The following is a 16296-nucleotide window of genomic DNA, read 5'->3' on the forward strand; positions in this document are numbered from 1 at the left end:
GGGTAAAAAACGTGCTGGTATTGTAGTCGCTCACGCAATGTTACGTATCTCTTATTATCTCTTAACCCGAAAAGAAATGTATGTAGACTTAGGCGAAGACTACTTTGATAAGCAAAGACAACAATCTATCGTCCGGCATTCACTGAGACGACTCGAAAGTTTAGGATACACCGTTACGTTAGAAGAACCTAAAGCATCTTAATCCAGTCACATTCTAAACCATAGATCCATGAATCTGGCGCTCTCCCCTTTTTTAAAAAATGAATGAGCTGCGTCCTCTTTAGTATTGCCTTTTTTCACTGAGTTAAAAGAGTTAATTTTCATGGTAGTTGCATAAGGAAAAAGCGATACCCTTGTTGAAGTATCGCACCCGTTTGTTTAAGTAGATTTATTCACAATCTTGTTCTTTATAAAAATAAAAAGGCACTATAGCAAGCTAGTGCCTACTCGCTTCAGGTAACACCTATTTTATGTTAGGCGTACTCAAGGTCATAGATTTATTTCTAAAAAGGCAAAAGCCCATTATCGTTAATCTTTTTCCGCTCCTAAGCTTCTATATCTAAAACCTATTGAAGCTGCTATGCCAATGCCGACTCCAAACCAAGCAGCTATACTCGGAACACAGGTCTCCTTTTTGTTAAATTTTTTATTTTATCCTAGCGAAAAGTTTTGGTTATACATCAGAAATCCTATTAAATAATTTTAATTTCTTGCTCGTTCGACCAATTGTAGTAATTCACCATTAGGTCCATAAAATAAAATCATAAGACCGCCTTCAAGTGTTGATTTTGGTTGGTCCGATAAAAATTTAATTCCTTTTTTTTCATAATAGCTAATTGCTTGATTAATATCCTCAACTGTAAAAGCAAGGTGGTTAACAATCCCACTTTTGTTATACTCACCTAAAGGACCAATATCTCGAATCAGTTCAATTTCCATACTAGGTTGTTCTACCAGATATAAAAATGCCATCTCTCTCGTTTTAGAAGATCCTCTAAGGCGAACCTTAAATCCAAACATATCTGTGTAGTATTGAATAGCATGATCCATATTGGCAACAATGATGGCTGTATGTTCCATTTTTTTAATCATTTAGATTCCTACTTTCATCATAAATAACAAATTTATATAGGAGTCTCACACCCACACTGGGTTTCTCTTATTCCTGGAAAATTTGAAATATGAAGCATTCACCAACTTGGACACTGGCGATATCCTAACAAATGTCCTTTTCCTATAACTGCTATATTACATAATTACACAGCTTACCGATATTTTCTACTTCCACAGTAACGCTGTCACCAGATTTCATTTGACAACTGCCAGAAGGAGAACCTGTAGCTAAAACATCACCGGGCTCCAATGTCATAATCTGAGAAACCCAACTAATAAGGTAAGGAATGGAAAGTGACATTTGATTCGTATTACCATCCTGAACCACTTTACCATTTAAAGTTGTAACGATTCGTAAATTGGTTGGATCTATGCCTGCTACAATCCAAGGCCCCAATGGGCCAAAAGTGTCAAAACCTTTGCCGCGTGTGAACTGAGGGTCCTTTTGTGTTAGATCTCTTGCTGTTACATCGTTAAATATAGTACAGCCAAATACATAATCCAACGCTTCTTCTTCTTTAATATTTTTTCCTCTTTTCCCAATTACAAGTGCCACTTCCCCTTCCAACTCCACCTGTTGAGTTAAATTACTTGGTGGAAGAACGATTTCCCCTTGATCTGGAATCAAGCTAGTTGTAGGTTTTAAAAATAAAAAGGGTTCTTTGAGGTTGGCTGTTCCACCCGTCTCTTTTGCGTGTGCTGCATACGTCCAACCAAAATTAATCACTTTTGATGGTGCCACAGGCTCCACAATTTTCACATCATCATATTTCACTCTTACACCGTCAAATTTCAGTTCATTGTTTATAATTTCAGTAAAATTGCTGGACAACTGTAATATTTCGTCATCCTCAACAATTCCGTAATATACTTTACCTTTATAGTTCTGATAACGAACTATCGTTTGTGTTTTTTGTAGTACCTGCATTAGAAATCAACTCCATATTACAAATATTTACAAAAGAAGGGCTGCAAATTCATGCAGCGACCCTTCTAGATTCCCTAAACAGCAGTTTTACTGGAAACCACGTCTGTCTTATTCCTTTCATGATCAAATTGACCTTCCCATTTCGTAATGACTACGGATGCTAAAGCGTTTCCAATTATGTTAATAGTAGCTCGGCCCATATTTAAGATAAAGTCAATTCCTGCGATAAAAGCTAAACCTTCAAGCGGAAGGCCTGCAGCTGCCAAAGAAGAGAGGAGCACTACTAATGCTCCGCCGGCTACTCCAGAGATGCCTTTGGAAGTAATCGCAAGAATTATCAGCAACGTAATTTGTGCACTTAGTGACATGTCAATTCCGTAAAGCTGGGCAATAAAAAGGGAAGCAACAGCCAGATATATACAAGATCCATCCGTATTGAAGGAATATCCAACTGGGACTACAAATGAAACGATCGATTTCGGACACCCATAGCTCTCCAGCTTCTTCATCACTTGGGGTAGAGCGGATTCGGCACTTGACGTAGAAAAAACAAGAAGGAATTCATCCTTAAAAAATTTGATAAACTGGATAAAATTGATTTTAAATAATTTGGCTACTAATCCAAAGCAGACGATAGCGAAGAGCAGGTAAGCTCCATAAGCTGTAACGATTAATTTTCCTAATGGAATCAGTGAGGATGCACCAAACTTGGAAATGGTTACACCAATTAGCCCAAAAACCCCGAACGGTGCCACTTTAAGAACATAGGAAACCATATGGAACATTGCACTAGAAAAGCTTTTAAAGAAATTCAGCAGGGGCTTCCCCGTTTCTCCCATCGCGGAGATACTTAGACCTAACAGAGTAGCGAAGAAAATAACAGGTAAAAGCTGCCCTTGGGCCATCGAGTCAATGATATTTGAAGGAACTATATTAATAATAAAATCTAAATGACTCCCCTTAGCCATCTCCTGTTCAGTCGCCATGTATGTTGATATGTTCCCTTGAGTAAGCGTTTGCATATTAACCCCCGTGCCAGGGTGGAAAACGTTTGCAAATAAAAGACCGATTGCAATGGCGATCGTGGTAGCCACTTCAAAATATAGAATGGTTCTAAACCCTAATTTCCCGAGTTGCTTGGCACTGCCCATACCGGCAATGCCAACCACAATACTTGAAAAAACAACGGGAACTACAACCATTTTAATTAACCGCATAAAAATGTCGCCTACTGGTTTTAAATAGGTCTCGACTCCAGGATGTTTGTAAAATACCAACCCAACGATGATACCAAAGATCAGACCAAGTAAAATTTGGATAGGGAGCCCCAGTTTTTTCATTAGATAATCCTCCTATTTTTTATCCTTTAAATTAGTCCTATTATTTTTTCTATTGATCGATACTTAGCGATTTCCTGCTCATAAAGATCGTTACCGTATGCATCATAGACAACCATAACCGGGAAATCCTTAACAATAAGTTGACGAACAGCCTCTGGGCCCAGATCTTCATATGCAACTTCTTCTGCGGATTGGATTTTATCGCTTAAAAGCGCGGATAGCCCCCCAACGGCAGAAAAACAAATGGCTTGATGATCTTTGCATGCGTCTTTCACCGATTGACCTCGTGGTCCTTTTCCAATCACACCCTTAACCCCGTATTCAAACATGGCCGGTGCATAGGGGTCCATACGGGAGGCTGTTGTAGGAGCGATGGATCCAATCACTTGACCAGGTTTAGGAGGTGTAGGTCCAGCGTAAAAGATGATATGGTTTTTCAGGTCCACAGGAAGTGGTTGATTTTTGTCCAACAGCTCGAGAAACCGCTTATGGGCAGCGTCTCTGGCTACATAAATAATTCCATTTAGGAAGACTTCATCTCCTGCGTGTAAATTTAAAACATCCTCAATAGTAAGCGGCGTTTGTAAGTAGACTTTAGCCATTTATTAGCACCTTCCTTTTGCAAATTTAGAGTACATGCGATTTTTTACGTGCAGCATGGCACTGGATATTCACGGCTACTGGAAGAGCTGTGATATGGCATCCGTAGGTTTCTGTAGCTACCCATAATGCCGTATTAGTACCACCCAATCCCTGTGGACCAATTCCCAGCTTGTTAATCTCTTCGAGTAATTCTTTCTCTAGCTGGGCAATATGCGGTTCGTGATGATGCACGCCAATTTCACGCAGAACGGCCTCTTTAGCAATCTCCGTTACCTTATCAAAGGTCCCACCAACGCCTACCCCCACTACTATAGGAGGACATGCTCTTCCTCCAGCCGCTTCGATCGTATCCAATACAAATTTTTTCACCCCTGCCACTCCTTCTCCAGGGAGCAAGAATTTCATCGCACTCATATTTTCACTTCCGCCACCCTTAGGCAGAACCGTTAATTTAATTTTGTCACCTGGAACGATTCTGGTGTGTATCACACCCGGGGTATTATCGTTTGTATTGATTCGAAGTAATGGATCCCCTACGACTGAATTACGAAGGTATCCCTCTTTGTAGCCTTTTCGAATGCCCTCATGAATCGCCGCTTCAAAATCTCCTCCCTCAATTTGTACTTCCTGGCCCACTTCTGCATAAACAACGGTAAGCCCTGTATCATGGCAGTAAGGTCTGTCTTCTTTGGCAGCCAAGTTAGCGTTTTCAATTAGCTGTTCAAGAATCGACTTCCCCAACGGAGACTGTTCTGTTTCCAAAGCCTTATGGAATCCATTCACAATGTCTTCCGGTAAGTAATAACAAGCCTCCCAGCAAAGTACAGAGACTGCATCGCGAATCTGTTCTACAGAAATCTTTCTCATTCTTCATCCATCCTTTTAATTTTTTTGTTTATGCTTAAAATATAGCGAGAAGAGGTTGATTTGTGCCCCTCTCCGTTTGTCCCTTGAACCAAGTATAGAACAAAAAAACATTCATGTATAATGAATGTTTATGAACGTTTTAATCGACAAAGTCAATCAAAGCTGGTAATATCATAGTCGTAAGGAGGAGAGTCACTTTGGAACTTAATTGGTTAAATACATTTATAACGGCTGCAGAAGAGGGAAATTTCAGGAGAACTGCGGACAGGCTCCATGTTGCCCAGTCAACGGTCACGCTTCATATTCAAAATATTGAGGACGAGCTCGAAACTCAGCTGTTCGACCGCGTCGGTAGGTCAGTTCAGTTAAATCCAACAGGACTCGGATTCTTACAGTACGCCAAAACCATTTTGGAGAACTACAACGAAAGCATAGAATATGTTGCAAGGCGTCTTCAGGGTTACCAGGAAACCATCAAAATCTCTGTAGCTACGGTCGTTGCAACAACATATCTTCCCAGTTGGATTAGAGAGTTTCGCAAAATGAGTCCAGAAACAGAGTTCTCAATTGAAGTGACGGATTCGAGTTCAGTAATAAAAAGCGTGATCAATCGGGAGTGTGACATCGGCATTGGCCGAATTCCCGCAGTACAGGAACACTTGGAAATCATTGAACTATATAACGACCCAATTGTTCTAGTTGGTCCACACGGCGTAGGTGTACGAAATGAAAGAGAGTTTAGTACGAACGATATCTTTCATGAAAATTTACTGTTCACCTATAATCATCCACTATATTGGGATGATCTGTTATTTCAACTTCGGCAACACGTGTCAAATGTGAGAACCATGAAGGTAAGCAAGGTACACGTTTCCGTTGAATGGATTAAGGAGGGGATGGGCATATCCTTTCTTCCGCTCACAACAGTGAAAGACCAGGTAGAGAAGGGAAATATCGATATAATTCCTTTTCCATACTTCTCTCTCCCGTCTGCACACACCTACTTACTGACGCGTAAGAATCAAAACCAGACAATCAATAGTTTTATCGAGTTAATATCAAGGAGAGATTTTACTTTTAAGTGAGAACAACCATAGGACAGGCGTCTAACGAGCTCCAAAATAGAGTGGAGGAAAAATTGGAATATATAAGAAATCGATTTTTCCCAATAGTATAAACTCCATAAGGTATTAACCTTTCTTTTGTTCTAGAGAAATAACAAAAACAGCAAAAAGACTGCACTTTCATCTAGTGATAAGTCCTTTTGCTGTTTTTCGAGAAAAATCTGCTTTCTTATTTCGCTAAGGCTCCTTTAGTCTAAATACATACTTCATTAACTCATATCATTATAAATGTTCAATTGTTTTGGGAGCTTTTCTCAAAGATATGACCCTATTGTTGAATAATAGTAAATAATCATTCTTTAACTAAACTGCCACGTTAGTTCAACAAGAAAAAGCTGTTAGTCACCTAACCTTCCCCTTTACCTTAATAAGAAAAGGCGATTACTCTTTGTTCAATAATCGCTCCTTTTCTTTTCTATTCAATAAAGTTTATTTTATTTTCCTGACACCACTCAATCGCAATTTGTTTAAAATACTCGTCCCGGTATGAATACCATTGATCCTTAAGTATTGTCATTTTTCTAATCTTGAAGAAACTTATTTTCATGGTAGTTCATCAAGAAACTACTCAACTAATCATCTAAAAGGTTTAAGTCCAAAGAAATGCATACCTATTTCTGTATTAGTGAAAAATACTGAAGAGGTGAGAACAAATGGAAAATGATAATTTAAAACTTACATCTTCCGAAATAGGAACACTATGGGGGGAGTATGTAAACGGAACAATGGCCGAGATAGTAAATAGGTATATGATTTCTATTTTAGAAGACGAATCAATAAAAGAAGTTTTTGAAACAGCCATTGAGACATGGGAAAAGCAAAAGAAGCAGCTTGTTTCCTTCATTGAGAAGGATGGATTTCCAGTTCCCATTGGATTTACTGAGTCCGACCTTAATAAAAGTGCAGAGAGATTGTTTTCTGACACATTCTGCTTAAATTATTTACATATTATGACTATACATGGTTTGTTGGGTCATACAACTGCTCTAAGTGTTTCTGTCAGAAAGGACATACGGGAATTTTACAATTCATGTGATAATGATGCAAAAAGTATGTACGATTTAACCATTGAGTTATTGCTTAAAAAAGGAATATTCCAAAGAGACCCCTATTTCTATCCTAACGAGAGCCCTGAATTTATTTCTACCAAAGATTTTACTGATGGATTCTTCGGAAAAGGGAGACTTTTATCTGCTACAGAAATTATCAGTATTTCTCTAAACATTAAAAAGGGCATTATGGCAAAGGTCCTTTCAATCGGATTCAGTCAAGTCACAGAATCGAAAGAAGTAAGAAAGTTTTTTGAGGAATTAGAAAAAACCGCAGATGAAAACCTACAAGCACTTTCAAAAATAATGCACAAGGATAATTTGCCAGTTCCAATGTCGTGGGAATCAGAGGTTACAACGTCAAAAGACTCTCCTTTTTCAGATAAATTAATGTTGTATCATATGGGTTTCTTGGCTCAAACTGCACAAGTATATTACGGGACAGGTCTAGCAGGAGCCATGCGAACAGACCTAGCTGTAGCTTATGAAAAAGCAATTCTAAAAACATTAGGAATTACCAAAAACTGGTTCGATATTATGGTGAAAAACAAGTGGTTAGAACAGCCACCACTTGCTCCCAATAGAAAAGAACTTGCACAAGATAAATAAGATATACCCCTCATTAGTGAAGGGCACTGAAAAACTTTCGTTTTTTATGTTTTAATGTATAACTTAGAATTTAAAAAGACATCCAATCGTTCCATTTTTGACGATTGGATGTCTTTTTCCTATTTATTATCTCTTTGATCTACTTCATCAGTGTGAGAATTCGCTTGAGATTCACAGCGAAGATCGTGATCGCACCTTGCATTTGCATGCCAATCAGACCCGAGGAAGATGCAACATCATACCCGTGCCTATGCTTTAGTTCACTATTCTTCGCTTCTATTTTATAGCGTTCCTTTGTTATCGTTTTAAAGGTTTCGCTATTTTGGAACAATTCATGGTCTGAATGCTCCTTAGACTTGATTGTAACAGAATACGTTTTACTTTTTGCGCCATCTTGATAACACCCGTCTTTGAATGGACAGATTTTGCATTTCTCCACATCAAAGTAATACGTATCTCGTTGATTCTTTCCTTTATTTTTTCTGCCCTGACGGGCTTTTCGTATAGCCATGTGGCCAGCTTTGCATACGTACATCCCTGCATCTTTATTAAACTCAAATTATTCTTCTTTTGTTCGCCCACCTTGGGTAATTTGCGGATTCAATTTCGAAACTAACTGTAATTCATTGCTCTTGGCAAATTGGATATTGTCTTTCTCAGAATACGCTGTATCACCAATGACTGTATCAATTTCCATCCCTGTTTCTTGACTTTTCTCAATTAACTCTTGAAGATATTTGCCATCACTTTTTTCGCCCGTTGTCACAATCGCTGCTGTAATAATACGCTCATCATTCATAGCAATATGAGTTTTATATCCAAAGAAAGATGAGTCCGCTGTTTTATGACCCACCCGTGCGTCTGGGTCCGCGGATAAAAGTAGTTGTTCCTGGTGATCTTCCACAATCTCTTTTAAATAATTAAGCTTCTCTTTTACATTTGGATACTCACGTATCGCTTCTTCCGCCTCTACAGTTTATAACTTGACGACAATAATTCAGTTCATCAACTAGTTCATTCGAAGTTGTTTTTGGTGGGAACTTCTCTTTCATTTTTTCATTAACTTGGTATACAGCTTTTCGAAGGTTTTTCGATTTTTCAATCAAGACCTCTTTTGGAAACTTTTGATTATAACGTGCTTTTGTATGTGTGGCATCAACAATAATCGTTTTACTTTTGATGAGTTCTTTCTCCAATGCAATTTCTACTGTCTTTTGAATAAGCATATCTAATAAACTCACATCTTTAAGACGGAGTTTACGGAATTTAGTTAAGGAACTAGGATTAATGACGGGATCTTCTGGTGCCATGTCGAGGAAATATTTAAACGACATATCATATTTAGAACGTTCTACGACATCCACATCGGACAAATCGAAGATAGATTTCAACAATAAATATTTAAACATACGAATAGGTGGCACTGCATTGCGACCGTTGTCGAGGCAATATTTATTTTGTAATTCTTCTAGGACAAATGAAAAGTCGACTATTTCATTCATTTGTCGTAGCATATTATCTTTTAGAATAACGATATCGTAAATAGCCATAAATGGGCTGAGCGATAAAGACTGTTGATTGGAAATCATTCCGGACACCACCTAAAGTTAGTACTTTCATTATACAAAAAACACGCAATCCTTACCTCTAATAAATTGAGGTAAGGATTGCGTGTTTAGGTCGAAGGTACTTTTTCAGTGCCCTCCATTAGTGAGGGGTATATTTTTAATTAGCTTCTTAATTTAATGGATAATTCCAACATAAAGTAGCTATTCCTTCTTCAAGTAACCTGCCAGTGAATTTTTTTATTTTTTTAAGTCATCCTACTTATATATAGGAGGCGAAATTATGGAAAAACGTCAAGAATCTGTCATCGCCGTCCGTAAGAATGGAGATGACGATATTATTGAATTAAAGTTGTCAAACGGTCAAATCGTTGATTACAAAGAAGCACAACAGATGGTAAAAAGTAGGTTAATTGTAAACGTCAATGTTTTCAAGGGTGGCGATGGAGAGGAACATCTTCGGAGCAATCCGGACGGTGATCCGACCAACAACCTTGATAATCTCCCCCAGTTCTAACGAAAATATAAAAAAGAGTCTTTTAGTAACGGGTTCCATTATGAAGTACAAAATTCCAATTCGCAGTTAAAATCACGGGAGAATTAACATTAGGAATAACAAGAAAATTAACAAAATAATCGGCATATAAAAATACGCTCAGGGCATATAAACTCTGAGCCTTTTTCTATATATTGGGCTTATTGAATTATAGCCCCAGTTATTTTAAGTAGATTTGTTCACAAACTTGTTCTTTTCCACTCATTTATTACAAGAATGCTGCCCAATTGATATATATAAAAGGCTTCTTATTATTTAAGGAAAAGCAGCCGTTAAGATATCCACATCCTATCTCCTAACAATTCACTTTTTTATATTTATTTTATGATTATCTTTATATTTCTTTCTTACATTTTACAATTAAAAAATTTATTGGAGGTTTATTTTTCATGTTCTTACTTGGCTCGTCAATTTCTGAAAACTCTACAAGGCCATATTTTCCAAATTCTTGTTTTATGGAGTCAGAATCATAAAAAAACATTTTTACGCCTTCCATTATCTCGAAATAGTCTTTATCCAATTGTTTTCCCTTACCAAACATTGGGGCTTTTTTTGAAACAGTTGTAAAAATCATATATCCATTTGGCTTTAACTGATTATAGCAATCTTTAATAAACTTATCTCTCTCTCGATTATTCAATAAGTGAATAAGTGCATAGCAAAATATACCATCATAAAGTTTGTTATCAAAAGGCATGTCAGTTACTGAACCATGAAAAATACTAATAACAAGCCCATTTTGCCTCGCCAAATCAATCGCTGTTTTTGAAATCTCAATACCTGTAACATCTATTCCATTGTCAATAAAAACCTTTGCATTTCTACCATATCCAATACCTGGTACTAGTATATCTTTAACATTCCTTTCAAGGAAAAAGTCCTTTGTTAATGTTGCGGAGTCTGTAGGTTCAAATCCCCACATCGTTTGTTTTTCTATAAAACTTGATTCCCAGAATTCCATTATATTCTATCTCCTTTAGGTTTTATTTTAGTTTGGCTGCTATGTTGACTCTTGCACTGTTACTTTAATAAGAAATTTATTGAAGTGTTACGAACAAGATTATTGAAGCACCAATTAAACATATCCTGCACCCACCCAATCATAAAAATCAGGTGTTTTTTTATCTATGCCCCATCCCATAAAACAGATAGTACGATAAACACTTCCTAACCATAAATCAATATTTAAAGTAAAACGTACTCTTATTCAATTATCCTGATTCGTTACATTAAGTACAACATTTCACAATATATTCTGTGGAAAAAGAAAAAGGCGACCTTCATCTTGAAGGATCGCACCCATTAGTTGAACAAAAAACCTTAAAACATAAAAATAATTATTCTATAACAAAAGATAAGAATTTCAATATAACATCTTTCATACTGTAAGGTATTCAGCCATTACAATATTTCGATATACCCTTCTGTTCCATGCACGCGAATTCGTTGCCCGTCTCTTATCAGTTTGGTTGCATTTTCTACCCCGACAACTGCTGGTAATCCATATTCACGTGCGATAACTGCTCCATGAGTCATCAGTCCACCAACTTCGGTAACTAGTCCTTTTATGGATACAAATAAAGGTGTCCAGCCAGGATCAGTAAAGGAGGTGACTAATATATCACCATCTTCTAAATCAGCATCTTCCATGTTTAAGATGACACGCGCTCGTCCCTCTATCACTCCGGAAGAAACAGGCAGCCCTAACATCGCTTCGGCTGGGAGATTTTCTCGTTTGTACTCACCCGTAATGATTTCACCATCAGACGTGATCACACGTGGGGGAGTTAGTTTTTCATATAATTTGTACTCGTCTTTTCGTTTGCTGATGATCTGGTAATCCAGTTTGTTTGTACGTACGACTTCGGGAAGTTCTTCAAAAGTGAGGTAGTAAATATCTTCTTTTTCATGAACTACGCCCGCTTTTACGAGTCGTTCGGCTTCTTTCAGTATAGCCTGCTTATAAACGAAGTAGCGATTAACAATGCCGTATTTTGGATATTCACGATAACCGATGAAATTCCGAATACGATCGATCATTCGTTTTGTCTCTTTGGCCTTTTGTTCACCATCCGGCAATTGCTTCAATCGAACTAATAACTCTTGTTCTTTTTTCAAAGCCTCCTGTTTCCCTTGCTCAAATTTCCGCTTACCGGCATCAGGCTCAAAGTTTTTGATGATACTGAGAATCATGGGGACAAGTGTAATTGGTTTTTCGCTCCAACGAGTTTTCGTAATATCGATTTCTCCGCTGCACCGCATTCCATATTTGTTGAGATAATCATAGATAGCGTCCCGTGTTTCCTGTCCGCCATTAAACTTAACCAGTTCTTCCAAAAAGTTATCATCTTTTACATGGTGTAAATAATCAATTACTTCTGGATATGGACGAATCACATCTGCGACATCCAATAATGCTAGACCCATTTCCGAAGTAATATTGTTTGGTACAGATTGAGAAAGTATGTCTGCTACGTTTTTTTCACCTAACCACTCCATCATTTTTTCATTGATCCAACGTGAAGCATTTATAGCAGTCATAAAAACAGATGTACTTTTTGGGTCAAATAAAATCTTCTTTAACTCTTTGATATCTTCCAAAATAAAATCAAATAGATCCGATCCTGATTTCGTTTTAATCTTTTGTTTTAACTCTTCTATCGACGTTTGACTGCGCTTAATCAACTCATGAACAATGGTCTGATTGTTTTTGATTTCTTCCGGCATATCTGTATTGTTTCTGTTGGGACTCGGTGCTTTTTGATCATTTGGTAACGATTTTATAAAATCTCCTCGCTCTACAACAGTCGTAAGTGCGTCTTTCATGAGCGGATCGTGTTGTCCCATGGTATTTAATAAAATGTTTCTGCTGTCAGGTGAAGCCAGCATAGGTGTGACATCCACAAACAACCTTCCACCAGCTTTACGCATAGGTGCAGGAGTTATTAACAGGTGAAAAGACAATCCCAATGGTTTTAAGGGCGCGGTCATCATTTGTTGATGGCCAACAGATACATAGACGTGATTTTCTTGATCATTCGCTTCAGGGATGGGGAAAAGCGTCGTGATTGGACGGCTCTGGACAATATAAAAAGTATCATCAACCAAACACCACTCGATATCTTGCGGGAAGCCAAAATGAGCTTCGATATGTTTTCCGATCCGTGCCAGTTGTAAAATTTGTTGGTCGGTAAGAGTGTTAGTCTGTTGCTGATCGGGATCGATCTGCTGGGTCTCTGTTCCGCCTTCTTTTCGTCCATAAATAGCCAATTTTTTGGTTGCTATCCTCTTATCGACGATTTTATCTTCCTGTACTTTATAACAATCGGCAGATACCAAGCCAGAGACCAGTGCTTCTCCTAGCCCAAAACTGGCTTCGATTGATAGCAGCTTTCGGTTAGAGGTAATCGGATCAGCGGTAAATAAAATCCCTGATGCCTGTGGGAAAACCATCCGTTGAATGATAACGGATAAATACACTTGGCTGTGGTCAAATCCGTTTTGTATACGGTAGATTACCGCACGATCCGTAAATAGGGAAGCCCAGCATTTGCTGATATGCTGCAAGATGGCTTCTTTTCCGATGATATTTAAATAGGTGTCTTGTTGACCAGCAAAAGAGGCATGTGGTAAATCTTCAGCAGTCGCACTAGACCGCACTGCATATGCATGTTCATCGCCAAACTGGGAGAGATAATGAGCAACTGCGCACGCAACATTGGAAGGAATTTCTACTTCTATAATGAGTTGTCGAATCTTCCTGCTGATTTCACCAATTTGATCTCGATCCTCTACATTTAGCATTGTTAGTTGATCTAACAATGCTTGAAACGTTTCGTTATGTTCGATGGCTTTTTGATATCCCACTGTTGTAACGCAAAATCCTTCTGGTACTTGTATTCCTTGAATTTTTGATAATTCCCCTAAATTTACCGCTTTTCCGCCAACGAGCAAAAGCTGTGTTTTTTCCATTTCCTGAAAACCGAGAACCAATGAACCCATTCTACATCCCTCCAACAAATCTCATTAATCCGTATTTTCCAAGTATTTTAAATCTCTTCATCGCTTTTGTACTCTAAAATATCTCGGGGTTGACAATCCAATGCCTTACATATCGCTTCTAATGTTGAAAAATTGAATCGCTTTTGCTTTCCCGTTTTTCAGAATGGAAAGGTTCGCCATTGTAATCCCAACCCTCTCCGAAAGTTCGGTTACGCTCATTTTCCTTTTAGCCAGCATCACATCAATATTGATTATAATTGCCAAGTTATCCACCTCACACTATTAAATCATTTTCAGATTTTATTTCTACGACTTCATGTACAAGCCTTTGGAGGACACCAGCAAAGGTTGCGATTACGCTTAAAGCAAAGGTCGAATATAATCCCATTGCTATGACACCTGCTCTGTCACCTTCCATATATATATCAACAAATATGATTCCTGCAACAATCAAGGCAATGATTGTGATGGCACAGCACTTGATAACCTTCAAAGCTTGCTATGTTCTCCACCTCAGACCGTTAAATCATTGTCTGATTTTATATCAATCGCTTCTTTTAAAAGCTTTTGGAGAACAGCAGCAAAAACTGCAATCACCATGGAAGCAAAAGGTACAACCAATCCGACAAAGATAACTCCTGGGGCGTCGTCTTTCTCCGCAAAGAGATAGAAGAGCGGCAATACTAGTACATGCAAGATACTGATTGTGATGGCACAGTGTTTGATTTTCTTTAAAGCTTTTACAGAAATTTGCGAGAAGGCTTTATTTTTGTCAATATAACGTAATAGTTTGAAAGCCTGATACAAAGCAAAGTAAAAAGGGATCGCCGATGCATAAAAAACAATGGAAACGAGATATTTTATATAAGCAAACTCTGGAAGCAATTTTGCTGCAACATTCCCTAGCTCAGGCACCAAAAAGATACACAAAGCAAGAACCGGAATTCCAATTAAAGGTATCCAATCTAGATTCTGTATCGAAATATATCATCCTTTAGAATAATCAATGGCTTTTTGAAAATCCTCCAGTGTATCTACATCCATTAATACTCCCGGATCATCTACATTTATGTATTTTTTTTCGTAACCGCCCAGGACCGCACGCAAATTACTTTCTGAATTGGTTTCGATAATTTTTTGTTTCACTTCGCTTGATAATTTGATAGGGTGACCGCCTTTATAGTTAAAGCTGGGAATTACTACCTTCCCTTTGTGTTTTGCTATTAGCTTAACGGTCTCTTTTTTAACAAGCGGACAATCTCCGGGTGTTATAAAGAAGGTTGGGGCATTTACTTCGCTGCAGCCCTTTTGAATGGAAGTAAACATTCCCTGGTTAAAGTTTTCATTATAAACAAGCTTGATCTGAAATGAATAGGCATTTTTACTGCTGATTTTTGCCAATTCCTCTTGGATGAGTTCCGCTTGAAACCCAGCTACGACGATGACCCTGCTGCATAATCCTTCAAATTTAGATAAGGTATGCTCCAAGATGGACATTTCCCTCATAGGCAATGTCATTTTAAATGTATTTGCTCGGCTGGAATATCCAGCAGCTAAGACGATCGCTTCCATTTTATGTCCCCCCCTCTATCTATCGTTTTATCTAAATCTTCTATTAGTCTTGTAACCCCACCTTTCAATTACATTTTCTTTGATAATACTTATTATATATGTGATTTTGGAACCTAAATGGCTGGATTGGGCGAAACAACTTCAATCCATTGCGCAGGTCGGATTAACGTATAATTTTAAGGTCAAGTAGACTACAGATAATATATATTTGAGGAGAATCTACAATTATATGATAATGCAGTATCTGAAGCCACGTTCAAAATCATTAAAACAGAGTTTGTCAAAGGACGTTCCTTTGATTCACTGGAAGACCTGATCTGTGAGTTACATGATTATATACATTGGTTTAATCTTCTTCGTATTCACGGTACGCTAGACTATTTAAGCCCGATTGAATACAAACTTACACACCTTAAAAAAGTTGTCTAGTTTGGTGTTGACAATCCAGATATCCCTTTTAAAAAAGGCTGTAAATAGCCAATGGATAAGCATGTACATTCGCCCTTACAATTATAGACAACCCTCAATAAGATAGTAAAGAAGGAAGTGAGGAGTGTTAAATGAGTATTTTTATACTATTAACTGGGGCTTGTACTGTATTTTTCCTTTTTAAGTGCTTCTATTTTAGAAAAATGATAAAGGAAAAAAGAAAGGAATGGATTCAGTGGGGATTGGGTGTTGACTGTTGCTGCTTCTATAGCCGACCCTTTACGGTTGCCAATCAATACATCTCCATTAATGGATTCCAGGAGGTTGTTGACAAGAAAAGTCCCATTTGTTATTCGCTCGTAACAATGAATTGGTGGGGGAAAAGAAAGGTATTTGGACAGGGCTATATCCACGGCGATTATAAAGATTCAAAAGGTTTTCAAATATTCATGAAAAACATCCCAAATGGTGAAAACTACCAAATAGAGGTATTAAACGGATTTAATATGTCATTTGGACAGTTTCAAGTTAAGTAAAAA

At 37.8% G+C, this 16296-nt stretch carries 15 protein-coding genes and 5 pseudogenes; 7 read left to right on the plus strand and 13 right to left on the minus strand.

Going from position 1 to position 16296, the window contains the following annotated elements; genetic code table 11:
* Positions 1-202, plus strand: a pseudogene (locus tag ACSU6B_RS03505) (IS110 family transposase); the annotation flags it as partial.
* 500 nt (positions 203-702) lie between these two features.
* On the opposite strand, the gene ACSU6B_RS03510 reads toward ACSU6B_RS03505, so the two are convergent.
* From ACSU6B_RS03510 to ACSU6B_RS03530, 5 genes are all read right to left on the minus strand, one after another.
* Entirely contained in the window at positions 703-1092 is a 390-nt protein-coding gene (locus tag ACSU6B_RS03510) for a VOC family protein (RefSeq protein WP_410882805.1), read from the minus strand.
* Positions 1093-1243: 151 nt separating this feature from the next.
* The gene (locus tag ACSU6B_RS03515) at positions 1244-2041 is read right to left on the minus strand and encodes a fumarylacetoacetate hydrolase family protein (protein ID WP_410882807.1); all 798 of its coding nucleotides are present in this window, start codon (positions 2039-2041) and stop codon (positions 1244-1246) included.
* 74 nt (positions 2042-2115) lie between these two features.
* Positions 2116-3381: a cation:dicarboxylate symporter family transporter gene (locus ACSU6B_RS03520; protein ID WP_410882809.1), complete on the minus strand. Its 1266-nt coding sequence runs from the start codon at positions 3379-3381 to the stop codon at positions 2116-2118.
* A gap of 26 nt (positions 3382-3407) precedes the next feature.
* Positions 3408-3983 (minus strand): FumA C-terminus/TtdB family hydratase beta subunit, encoded by a 576-nt coding sequence (locus tag ACSU6B_RS03525; RefSeq protein ID WP_410882811.1) that lies wholly within the window; start codon positions 3981-3983, stop codon positions 3408-3410.
* Positions 3984-4008: 25 nt separating this feature from the next.
* Complete coding sequence (locus ACSU6B_RS03530; protein ID WP_410882813.1) at positions 4009-4851, minus strand: fumarate hydratase; 843 nt, start codon at positions 4849-4851, stop codon at positions 4009-4011.
* Positions 4852-5048: 197 nt separating this feature from the next.
* Here ACSU6B_RS03530 and ACSU6B_RS03535 point away from each other — a divergent pair, with 197 nt between their 5' ends.
* The gene (locus ACSU6B_RS03535) at positions 5049-5936 is read left to right on the plus strand and encodes a LysR family transcriptional regulator (RefSeq protein WP_410882815.1); all 888 of its coding nucleotides are present in this window, start codon (positions 5049-5051) and stop codon (positions 5934-5936) included.
* A gap of 692 nt (positions 5937-6628) precedes the next feature.
* On the plus strand, positions 6629-7633 hold the full coding sequence (locus ACSU6B_RS03540; protein ID WP_410882817.1) for a DUF3231 family protein: 1005 nt from the start codon (positions 6629-6631) through the stop codon (positions 7631-7633).
* Between the two features lie 139 nt (positions 7634-7772).
* Here ACSU6B_RS03540 and ACSU6B_RS03545 read toward each other — a convergent pair.
* A pseudogene (locus ACSU6B_RS03545) lies at positions 7773-9222 on the minus strand (IS1182 family transposase).
* Between the two features lie 259 nt (positions 9223-9481).
* Between ACSU6B_RS03545 and ACSU6B_RS03550 the strand changes: the two are divergent.
* The gene (locus ACSU6B_RS03550) at positions 9482-9715 is read left to right on the plus strand and encodes a DUF3892 domain-containing protein (protein WP_410882819.1); all 234 of its coding nucleotides are present in this window, start codon (positions 9482-9484) and stop codon (positions 9713-9715) included.
* 373 nt (positions 9716-10088) lie between these two features.
* Here ACSU6B_RS03550 and ACSU6B_RS03555 read toward each other — a convergent pair whose 3' ends face one another.
* The 7 genes and pseudogenes from ACSU6B_RS03555 to ACSU6B_RS03585 form a co-directional block, all read right to left on the minus strand.
* Positions 10089-10715, minus strand: a complete 627-nt coding sequence (locus tag ACSU6B_RS03555; RefSeq protein WP_410882821.1) for a class I SAM-dependent methyltransferase — start codon at positions 10713-10715, stop codon at positions 10089-10091.
* Between the two features lie 76 nt (positions 10716-10791).
* Positions 10792-10918: pseudogene (locus ACSU6B_RS03560) on the minus strand (YnfA family protein); the annotation flags it as partial.
* A gap of 237 nt (positions 10919-11155) precedes the next feature.
* Entirely contained in the window at positions 11156-13756 is a 2601-nt protein-coding gene (ppsA, locus tag ACSU6B_RS03565; protein ID WP_410882823.1) for a phosphoenolpyruvate synthase, read from the minus strand.
* Between the two features lie 47 nt (positions 13757-13803).
* Positions 13804-14020 (minus strand): annotated as a pseudogene (locus tag ACSU6B_RS03570) (helix-turn-helix domain-containing protein).
* Between the two features lie 10 nt (positions 14021-14030).
* On the minus strand, positions 14031-14249 hold the full coding sequence (locus ACSU6B_RS03575; RefSeq protein ID WP_410882825.1) for a DUF2975 domain-containing protein: 219 nt from the start codon (positions 14247-14249) through the stop codon (positions 14031-14033).
* Positions 14250-14269: 20 nt separating this feature from the next.
* On the minus strand, positions 14270-14740 hold the full coding sequence (locus ACSU6B_RS03580; protein WP_410883304.1) for a DUF2975 domain-containing protein: 471 nt from the start codon (positions 14738-14740) through the stop codon (positions 14270-14272).
* Positions 14741-14743: 3 nt separating this feature from the next.
* Positions 14744-15328, minus strand: coding sequence for a nucleotidyltransferase family protein (locus tag ACSU6B_RS03585; protein ID WP_410882827.1), 585 nt, complete (start codon positions 15326-15328; stop codon positions 14744-14746).
* Between the two features lie 100 nt (positions 15329-15428).
* Between ACSU6B_RS03585 and ACSU6B_RS03590 the strand changes: the two genes are divergently transcribed.
* The 3 genes and pseudogenes from ACSU6B_RS03590 to ACSU6B_RS03600 all read left to right on the plus strand — a co-directional run bounded on the left by ACSU6B_RS03590 (position 15429) and on the right by ACSU6B_RS03600 (position 16293).
* Positions 15429-15518 (plus strand): NUDIX hydrolase N-terminal domain-containing protein, encoded by a 90-nt coding sequence (locus ACSU6B_RS03590; protein WP_410882829.1) that lies wholly within the window; start codon positions 15429-15431, stop codon positions 15516-15518.
* Between the two features lie 38 nt (positions 15519-15556).
* Positions 15557-15757: pseudogene (locus ACSU6B_RS03595) on the plus strand (IS3 family transposase); the annotation flags it as partial.
* 131 nt (positions 15758-15888) lie between these two features.
* Positions 15889-16293: a hypothetical protein gene (locus ACSU6B_RS03600; protein ID WP_215006982.1), complete on the plus strand. Its 405-nt coding sequence runs from the start codon at positions 15889-15891 to the stop codon at positions 16291-16293.
* Positions 16294-16296: the final 3 nt, after the last annotated feature.

The organism is Neobacillus sp. C211 (assembly GCF_051842875.1).
GTDB lineage: Bacteria > Bacillota > Bacilli > Bacillales > Cytobacillaceae > Neobacillus.

Excerpts from the sequence above, each read along its gene's own strand:
- ppsA (WP_410882823.1), bottom strand. The coding sequence starts at position 13,756 with ATGGGTTCATTGGTTCTCGGTTTTCAGGAAATGGAAAAAACACAGCTT.
- ACSU6B_RS03555 (WP_410882821.1), bottom strand. The coding sequence starts at position 10,715 with ATGGAATTCTGGGAATCAAGTTTTATAGAAAAACAAACGATGTGGGGA.
- ACSU6B_RS03550 (WP_410882819.1), top strand. The coding sequence starts at position 9,482 with ATGGAAAAACGTCAAGAATCTGTCATCGCCGTCCGTAAGAATGGAGAT.
- ACSU6B_RS03515 (WP_410882807.1), bottom strand. The coding sequence starts at position 2,041 with ATGCAGGTACTACAAAAAACACAAACGATAGTTCGTTATCAGAACTAT.
- ACSU6B_RS03585 (WP_410882827.1), bottom strand. The coding sequence starts at position 15,328 with ATGGAAGCGATCGTCTTAGCTGCTGGATATTCCAGCCGAGCAAATACA.
- ACSU6B_RS03530 (WP_410882813.1), bottom strand. The coding sequence starts at position 4,851 with ATGAGAAAGATTTCTGTAGAACAGATTCGCGATGCAGTCTCTGTACTT.
- ACSU6B_RS03520 (WP_410882809.1), bottom strand. The coding sequence starts at position 3,381 with ATGAAAAAACTGGGGCTCCCTATCCAAATTTTACTTGGTCTGATCTTT.
- ACSU6B_RS03540 (WP_410882817.1), top strand. The coding sequence starts at position 6,629 with ATGGAAAATGATAATTTAAAACTTACATCTTCCGAAATAGGAACACTA.
- ACSU6B_RS03510 (WP_410882805.1), bottom strand. The coding sequence starts at position 1,092 with ATGATTAAAAAAATGGAACATACAGCCATCATTGTTGCCAATATGGAT.
- ACSU6B_RS03600 (WP_215006982.1), top strand. The coding sequence starts at position 15,889 with ATGAGTATTTTTATACTATTAACTGGGGCTTGTACTGTATTTTTCCTT.
- ACSU6B_RS03525 (WP_410882811.1), bottom strand. The coding sequence starts at position 3,983 with ATGGCTAAAGTCTACTTACAAACGCCGCTTACTATTGAGGATGTTTTA.